Consider the following 1,413-nt stretch of genomic DNA (forward strand, 5'->3'; position numbering starts at 1 on the left):
TGGAACGTCCAGCGGGTTTCTGCTGCTGACGTTACCAATAAAGCCCATTTCGAGGACTTGGAGATTACTATAGCATCCACAGGAAGCAAGACTGAAGGAATTCATGGTTCAAATGATACTTCGATGAAATTGAAATATTCAGGTAAATTCTCATTTCCCAATGTGGCAGCTAATGAAATCAAGGATGGGGATTACTTCATCGTAAAGGCTCCAGATAACTTGAGTTTGACGGATGGTAGTCTGGATTTGATTGATTCGACATCAAATACCAAAATGGGGACTGTCCGAGTGGATAATGCTAACCATCGGCTGGTATTTACCTTCAATGACAAGGTGAAGGACAAGCAGAATATCCGTGGGGACTTTGTTGCAGAAGCAACTGAAACACTCCAAAAAGAGGGGAAAACGGTTACTTATGTTTTGCCAGATGGTAAAACACAGACCATCACGTATAAAGTGAATAAATATCAACAGACTGACGTGATAGGAGAAACCATTACAAAGTACGGTTATAACGATAACAATAAGGCGAGAGCACATTTTCAGATGAAGATTAATCGCGCTAAGAAAGATATGACTGGACATGTGGTGAAGATTACAGATGACGTTTCAAAGGGAGCCTTTGCTAACTATGTGGAAGGTACTTTCTATATGCATGAAGCGGAATTCGAAACGACGAATACGAATTCATCTGCTCTTAAACATTTAGGTGATGAATACGAAATCACAACCGATCCGGAGGTATACAAGGCTAACTCAGATAAAAAAGCTTTGTTGACCTTTGTCAACGGGAAACGAGGATTTGAGTTGCTCATGCCAACTAATATGGGAACAAAGAGCTTTTTCTTAACGTATGATACGTCCTCACCAGCAGATACTTCAACGATAAGTAACTCAGCGCAGTACTTGATTGATAACCAACCACAACTTATTTGGGAACAATACGGAGGTAGTACTGGAACCAAAACAGAAGCAACGTTTAATTTAAAGTCTGTTAAATCTGTAGGTGCAACTGTTACTGCTGATATTGCTGGTAAAATTAAAATCACAAAATTCGATGAAGCTGATGCAGATGTTAAGTTGGAAGGTGTTGAATTTGATATCATTGATAAAGCTACTAATAAAGTAGTTCAAACAGTGCCAACAGATAAAGACGGGATTGCTCTTTCAAAGGCTCTCAGTGATGGTAAGTATATCGTCAAAGAAAAGACTCCGAAACCAGGCTATCAGGTAAATAGTCAAGAGTTTGAAGTGGAGTTAAAAGGTGGACAAGGTATTCCCCTCAATATCTCTAACAAACGTGTGACAGTTGACTTTGAAGCGACCAAGACATGGGTAAACGGAAAAGCAACTGACTACAAAGAAGTCAAACTCGGTTTGTATGTGCACAAAGAAGGACAAACTGTTGCAGAT

At 39.7% G+C, this 1,413-nt stretch carries 1 protein-coding gene; it reads left to right on the forward strand.

Annotated elements, in window-relative coordinates; genetic code table 11:
- On the forward strand, window positions 1-1,413 hold a 1,413-nt coding region (locus tag ACOMA9_RS09750), incomplete at both ends, for a SpaA isopeptide-forming pilin-related protein (protein WP_421425380.1).

It is taken from the genome of Streptococcus atopicus (genome assembly GCF_049166725.1).
In the GTDB taxonomy this organism is placed as follows: domain Bacteria; phylum Bacillota; class Bacilli; order Lactobacillales; family Streptococcaceae; genus Streptococcus; species Streptococcus hominis.